General features: G+C 36.6%; 1 protein-coding gene and 5 pseudogenes. All 6 read left to right on the top strand.

Going from position 1 to position 6,093, the window contains the following annotated elements:
* Window positions 1-214: 214 nt before the first annotated feature.
* Window positions 215-952, top strand: a pseudogene (locus AFK68_RS14665) (IS701 family transposase); the annotation flags it as partial.
* 1 nt (window position 953) lies between these two features.
* Window positions 954-1,189 (top strand): annotated as a pseudogene (locus tag AFK68_RS41755) (IS701 family transposase); the annotation flags it as partial.
* Between the two features lie 424 nt (window positions 1,190-1,613).
* Window positions 1,614-2,630 (top strand): annotated as a pseudogene (recF, locus tag AFK68_RS14660) (DNA replication/repair protein RecF); the annotation flags it as partial.
* A 1-nt stretch (window position 2,631) separates the two neighbouring features.
* A pseudogene (locus AFK68_RS14655) lies at window positions 2,632-2,937 on the top strand (DNA replication and repair protein RecF); the annotation flags it as partial.
* Between the two features lie 1,473 nt (window positions 2,938-4,410).
* Entirely contained in the window at window positions 4,411-4,809 is a 399-nt protein-coding gene (gene psb27 / locus AFK68_RS14645; protein WP_094673443.1) for a photosystem II protein Psb27, read from the top strand.
* An 819-nt stretch (window positions 4,810-5,628) separates the two neighbouring features.
* Window positions 5,629-6,093 (top strand): annotated as a pseudogene (locus AFK68_RS14640) (hypothetical protein); the annotation flags it as partial.

Below are 6,093 nucleotides of genomic sequence, written 5' to 3'. Positions count from 1 at the left end.
TCAGGACTTACGCAAAGACACTATATATAGTGTATGGCCAATAGAGCGATTGCTGACGCAAAGCTCCTAAGTACGCTGTAATCTTTTAAGCGATCGCTTGAACCACAACAAAATTATCATCAACTGAAAAATTTGATTGAGATTTATGTAGATTATTTTGTATAATAATTAAGTCTAACATTAATTTTTAATTCCGAGTTTTTAATGAACTTTAATAAGTAGTCAGAAAAATTACACCTTAACAAATCTTGCTAACCACCAGGAACAAGTTAGCCACGATCAAATTAACCGTCCCATACAAAAATATTGATTTAGGAGCAGGAATTTTGTGGGAAAATGTGAAGGAAGAAATTGTAACTACTGAAGATGGTTATTTGCTGCATTGATGACACGGTTATTCATCAAAAATATTCCCAAAAAATTGATAGCGAAGCTCCTCTGAAAGAGGCACTTGTCCGACGTCAGTATAGTGGCAACGAACATGGGATAGTGCGTGGAATAGGAATAGTGAATTTTATATTTTAATCCTCAAACAGAACAATGCATGGATTATAGATTATCGTATTTATCATCCAGAGAGTGATCAAAAAAGTAAAATAGATCATGTAGAAGAAATGATGATTGATGTAGTAAACAAGAAGAAAATACCAGTAAAAATAGTATTAATGGAGAGCTGGTCTGGAACCCAAAGACTAATGGCTTTAATAGATAACTTAGGTAAAATTTACTACTGTCCGTTAAAAAGCAATCGCGCGCGTAGACGATACTGAGGGAGTAAAAAAATCTCAAAAACTCGAAGACTTAGCATGGAATCAGTTAGAATTAATATTGGGCAAAATTATTAAGATTAAAGGAATTCCTTTGAGATCAAAAAGTGAAATTATTTGGGGTTACTGTTGCCACCAACTTCAGCAGAATATATTGTTACTAATGACATCAGTCATCAAAGTACNAAAATTGAGGAATTTCACGCCAGAATTAAACAACGCTCCAGGGCTCGAGTCTTGCCAGTGCCGTAGGGCAAAAATTCCCAAAAATCACATTACTTGTGCTATGTTAGTCTGGAATCATTTGAAAAAAATGGCAAATATTCTAGGGAAAACTATTGATAAGTGTGAAACATCAATTATTATATAAATATCTAGTATCTCAACTCAAATACCCTGCAATTAAAATGACGGTTGTTTAAGTTTTTATAGATAGAGATCAAATCGGAGAGACTCGGCGATCGCTTAAAAGATTATGGTGTACTTAGGAGCTTTGCGTCAGCAATCGCTCTATTGGCAACCCACTATATATGGTGTCTTTGCGTAAGTCCTGNGGTTGTTTAAGTTTTTATAGATAGAGATCAAATCGGAGAGACTCGGCGATCGCTTAAAAGATTATGGTGTACTTAGGAGCTTTGCGTCAGCAATCGCTCTATTGGCAACCCACTATATATGGTGTCTTTGCGTAAGTCCTGTTAGTATAATTATACTCAGTGTTTGACCTTTAGAAACTAAGACGTTGTAGTAATTGACTTTTCCACATATACTATACTGCCTTTCTGAATATTCAAACATTGTCATCTTCTTCCTGCTTCCTTCTTCCCTCTTTCCTCTTTCCTCTAAAGTATGTACCTGAGACATTTACATTTACGACAGTTTCGGAACTACCAAGACCAAAAAGTTAAATTTGATGCTGCCAAAACAATTTTGGTCGGAGATAATGCTCAAGGTAAATCTAATCTCCTAGAGTCAGTAGAATTACTTTCAACTCTCAAGTCTCACCGAGCAATTCGCGATCGCGACCTCATCCAAGATAGCAAACCAGCAGGTCAAATTCAAGCATCTTTAGAAAGACAACTGGGAAATATCGACTTAACCCTAACTTTGCGGAGTCAAGGTAGACGTACTGTAGCAGTTAACGGTGAAAATTTACGTCGCCATTTAGACTTTTTAAGTATTCTGAATGTGGTGCAGTTTTCTAGTCTAGATTTAGATTTAGTCAGAGGAGGACCCGAAGTTCGTCGTCATTGGTTAGATAGACTTTTGGTGCAACTCGAACCTGTATACGCTCACATTCTCCAACAATATAATCAAGTTCTCCGTCAGCGCAATGCTTTATTAAAGAAAATTCGTCAGCAAAAGATAGCAGCAGAAAGTCAGGGTTCATTATATTCTATTCCTGCTCAAGAGTTAGCTTTGTGGGATGCTCAGTTAGCAACTACTGGAGCGCGAGTAATTCGGCGACGAGAAAGGGTTTTGCAAAGATTGGCACCGTTAGCAACTGAGTGGCATCGTGCTATTAGTGGGAGTAAAGAAGTTTTGCAGATGGAATATTTGGCAAACGTAACGGTTGATAGTAAGGAGTTAATTATACAGGATAGTTTGGAGGGAGTACGTCAAGCTTTTTTAGAGAAAATCAAAGCACGGGCGATCGCCGAACAATATCAAGGGACTACGGTAGTAGGTCCCCATCGGGATGATGTAAATTTTACTATTAATGATACTCCAGCACGACAATATGGTTCCCAGGGTCAACAGCGTACTTTAGTATTAGCTTTGAAGTTAGCTGAATTGCAACTTATTGAGCAGGTGGTTCAGGAACCGCCATTGTTATTGTTGGATGATGTTTTAGCAGAATTAGATNATTAATGATACTCCAGCACGACAATATGGTTCCCAGGGTCAACAGCGTACTTTAGTATTAGCTTTGAAGTTAGCTGAATTGCAACTTATTGAGCAGGTGGTTCAGGAACCGCCATTGTTATTGTTGGATGATGTTTTAGCAGAATTAGATTTGCATCGACAAAATCAATTATTAGAAGCAATTACTGACCGTTTTCAAACTTTGATTACTACTACTCATTTGGGATGTTTTGATGGTCAGTGGTTGCAGGATACTCAAATTCTTTCAGTACAGTCAGGGAAGATTAGTTATTTCTTTGATTTTTAGGTAACTAGGGAGTAGGGAGTAGGGAGTAGGGAGTAGGGAATAGGGGGAGTAATTTTTTTTGCTCAACTCTTCCCCAAAATCCTAACTTTTTGAGTGTAATATTATGTCCGGATAATTAGTGATAAAAAAAACGTTCTCATGCATATACTTTCTTTCTCCTCTCTTCCCTCCTGACTCCTGTACGGGCGTTAACGATAGTTATGCGAAGCTAACGGCCGTTTCGCGCAGCGACATGAAACGCCCCTACGAGGACTGACTCCTCCCTCCTTATTTATAACTATTCAAACAGACATGATATAAAGAGCTGAAAACTAGGTACTTTTTTTTGACCTACAAAGGCTAAAACCTTTATCTGTCAATGCTGTAATATTTAATCACCAAGCTCTAAATAAAAAGACAAAAGATACAAAAGATATAGCAATGAGCGCTGGTATATTTACAAATTGTAGTAGGGGCAAAAGAGCTAGAAGTCTTATAGAAGCCATTTGGTATCTCCAGAAAATAGGTTGGAGGGAAAAGTAATTGATAAAAAATGGGTAAGAATTGATTTGATGATTGGATGAGTGGGAGATATCTAATACATCCCATCTCCCCATCTCCCCATCTCTCCATCTCTCCATCTCCCCATCTCCCTCCTCTGTTTTTAAATAGATCCTTTCAGGGGTTCTATATTATCGGCAATTTATTCCCCCTGTTGCCTGTTCCCTGTTGCCTGTTCCCGGAGCACAGCGCTATAGAACCCCTGAAGGTATTTATTTTTTTATACATGATGGGGGTGGTCCGTGTGGTCCGTGTAGTCCGGGTGGGGAGATGGGAGCCGCTTATTCTACCTTTTTCCCCTCTGAGTATTTCTTAATCTCCTGAGGACTGTACGGGCGTTNATTCCGTCAGGAAAACGCCCCTACGAGGACTGAGGACTGAGCCAAAAACTCGCAACAAAGCCCAAGATACGCTTAGGGCTTCTATAAATGTACCTCACACGCTTGAGAAAGGCTATATGCGCAGAATTACTTAGTTATTTTTGCCAGAGTTCTAATGTTTGACAAAAAGAAAGAATTATAGTACAGAAAATATCAATTTGAATCTTAAGTACGCTGTAGCATTTCACTTGTCATAAATTGCAAATAGTTTCGCATCCTAGACTGTGGAATAACCACTTAAAATTACTTTATGATCATTTCAGTTATCAATAGACATAGGCGTGAAAAAGATATAGACTTGTTGCAAATGGTAGGGTAAAAAGAATGCATTTTAACGAAAAAAATATGAAAAATAATCTTTTTAACTAAATTTGGCAAATCTAGCTTATCTTAAATAAAGAGCAAGTTTATTTTCTGGAGAGGTCTAATTATCAAATTGTTCAACTTATAAATATTACTTCTGACTTCTGACTTCTGACTTGCGCGTAGCACTATAAGCCAAACTATGAGATAATCCATATAAGTCAGATACCATAGTAAAAAAGAAAGTTCCATGAAACGTTTGATTTCTCGTCTACTAGCCTTAGTTTTTGTTTGTGTTATAGGTTTGATGGGTTGTTCTAATAACCCTGCAACTTTAAGTGGAAATTATCCAGAAGATACATTAAACTTAATCAACAGCTTAAGAACAGCTATTGAGTTACCAGAAAATACAGAAGCTAAAAGTGAAGCTCAAGCAATAGCACGTCAAATAATTAATGATTATGCCTCCGTCTACAGACGAAATGACTCTGTAGCTAATTTACCTTCATTTACTACTATGCGAACTGCTCTCAACTCCTTAGCAGGACATTATAGTTCTTATCCCAATCGTCCTGTTCCTGAGAAATTAAAGAAACGTTTAGAACAAGAGTTTAGACAAGTAGAGCTTGCGTTAAAGCGTGGAGTATAGTGCTAGGCACAAGTCAGAAGTTAGAAGTAATTTCTGACTGATTTTTTCCTACAAATATATTATTCTCTAAATTCTCTAAATTCTCTAAATTTTCTAAAAACTTCAGTAAGATCTATTAATTAGTCGATTCTAGTTCAATTAGCCATAGAATATGAAAAATATTTCATTATAATTATGGCTGTTTGACTATATTTTATTACTCTGATAAAGCAGGAATAAAAACTAGCAAATATCCTCAAAATTTTTCCCAATAACTCTAATATAAACGGTCAATCCTAACAAAAGAAAATCTCTACAAAAAAAATTCATTCTCTTCCTAATGACCACAAAATAATATCTATAGCAATCCTAAATAGGTCTTAATAGTTTTTATAATAGTTTTTCTGGGCTAAAAACCTAGAAAATTATGACTCCTGACTCCTGACTTCTGACTCCTCGCTGCCAGGAAAATATTACAACTAAAATAGGATTGCTATTATAGATAAAATTTAAAGCTATCCCTTATAAGGAAGTCCTAAAACCCTTATTTGATTGAGTAGGGGAGTAGGGGAATTTAGGGACGTATCGCTGCGCGACATGTTTGCGGAGCATTCCGGAACGGAAAACGCATTTTTGCCTGTGCAACGTCCGTACGGGAGAAGAAAAAATTAAAGAATAATGAAAATTAACTTACCTAAAATCAACCCAAAAATTATTCTACTAAAGTAATTACTTAATAACTGAAGTTTTAATTAAGTATAGCATTAATGCATGGGAATTAGTATAACTTCTCTCTAATGTCTACTGAGGTACTGATAACTGATAACTGAAATAACTACCATGACAAAAATTAAAACTAAAAAATGTTTCCATATAAGTAATTTAGGAGCAATTTTATTTAGTCTGATACTAAATTCCTACCTCTGGTTTCCTGCAAAAGCACAAGCACAAGCACAAACAGATATTTATTGTCGGTTATCACCAGAAGCGATCGCCGAAAAAGAAAATCTTCGTCAAGCAGTTTTAGGAGGAGATAAAGATGCAGAAAAACAATATCAAGATATTCATATTCAACATAGCAGAGAAGTTGGCAATTGTCGCCTGAGAAATTGGCCGAGGAATCAAGGTATTTGGTTACGAATATATCCTTGTGATGCCAGACCAGGAGAAATTGATAGGATACTTGATAAAATTGTTAATCAAGGCTATAACCAAGTATACATAGAAGCCTTCTTTGACGGACAAGTGCTTCTACCCGCAGCAAATAATCCTACAGTTTGGCCGTCCGTACTCCGTGTACCTGGT

Source organism: Hydrocoleum sp. CS-953, assembly GCF_002260545.1.
In the GTDB taxonomy this organism is placed as follows: Bacteria; Cyanobacteriota; Cyanobacteriia; order Cyanobacteriales; family Microcoleaceae; genus Trichodesmium.
Note: the sequence above shows the minus strand (reverse complement) of the source record. Positions and strands in the feature narration are given on the sequence as shown.